Source organism: Micromonospora sp. M51, from assembly GCF_018070305.1.
GTDB classification, from domain to species: domain Bacteria; phylum Actinomycetota; class Actinomycetes; order Mycobacteriales; family Micromonosporaceae; genus Micromonospora; species Micromonospora parva.
The window spans coordinates 1-1,089 of the sequence record NZ_JAGPXZ010001226.1 but is presented as its reverse complement, the minus strand read 5'-3'; the positions used below and the strand labels follow the sequence as shown (position 1 = coordinate 1,089).

Below are 1,089 nucleotides of genomic sequence, written 5' to 3'. Positions count from 1 at the left end.
GTACCATTCCCGATCGCGCCGGGCGACGGGGAGCGGAGCGCCCGTCGGCCCGGCGCCGACCGGGTGTCGGTCCACGACCGTGGTGCCGGCGAGCGTGACGGTGGCCGGGACCGTCGGCGTTAGCGAGCCGGGCCGGCGTTAGGAGCCGGACGCCTCGTCGGCGGCCAGCAGGGTCTCCAGTCGGGGGACGACCTGCCACTGGTCCACCAGCTCGCGGTACTCCGCGCGCTGCGCCCCGGTCGCCCCGGCACCGGTACGGCGCGCGCGGATCAGCAGGTTGCGGGGCGTGTGCTGCGAGTCCACGAACTCCACCACCTCGGTCCGGTATCCGTGCAGCCGCAGCAGCCCGGCGCGCAGGGCGTCGGTGAGCACGTCGGCGAACCGCTCGCGCAGGATGCCCTGCCGGGTCAGCAGCTCGTACGGGGCCGGGGCGGGGTGGGCGCGCAGCTGCTTCGCCAGATCGTGGTGGCAGCACGGCGCGGCCAGCACCCAACGGGCCTCCCAGCGCACCGCGCGGGCCAACGCCTCGTCGGTGGCGGTGTCACAGGCGTGCAGTGCCAGCACCAGGTCGGGGGCGGGGTCGACGACGGCGTCGGCGATCGTCCCGGCCACGAAGCTGACCTGGTCGGCCCAGCCGAGCCGCTGCGCCAACTCGGTGTTGCGCCGCCGCTGGTCCTCGCGGACGTCCACGCCGACCAGTTGGACGCCGAGCCCTCGACTCGTCAGGTAGCGGTACGCGGCGAACGTCAGGTAGGCGTTGCCGCAGCCCAGATCGACCACCCGTAGCGGACCGGTCAGGTCGTCGGGCAGGGTCGCGGCCAGGGCCCGCAGGAACGCGTCCACCTGACGGCGCTTGGCCGCCGAGCCGCCGATCTCGGCGAAGATGGGATCACCGGGGTCGAGCAGGTACTCCTTCGTCCGGTCGTTTCCGGTCGGCGTCGCCGCCGGGCGGGACGTCGCGGCCCGGTGCACCTGCGCCTCGCCGGACTTGGTCACCCGCAGCTGGAGCGTCGCGTCGGCCGTCTCGACGTGCCAGTTGCCGAACGGCTCGGCCAGCAGTTCGTCGACCGCCGCGGCGGCCTCCGGACC

1 protein-coding gene is annotated in these 1,089 nt (G+C 74.7%); it reads right to left on the bottom strand.

The window, feature by feature from the left end; genetic code table 11:
* Positions 1-138: 138 nt before the first annotated feature.
* Positions 139-1,089: SAM-dependent methyltransferase (locus tag KBX53_RS33875; RefSeq protein WP_210863913.1), on the bottom strand; the 951-nt coding region annotated here is incomplete at its 5' end.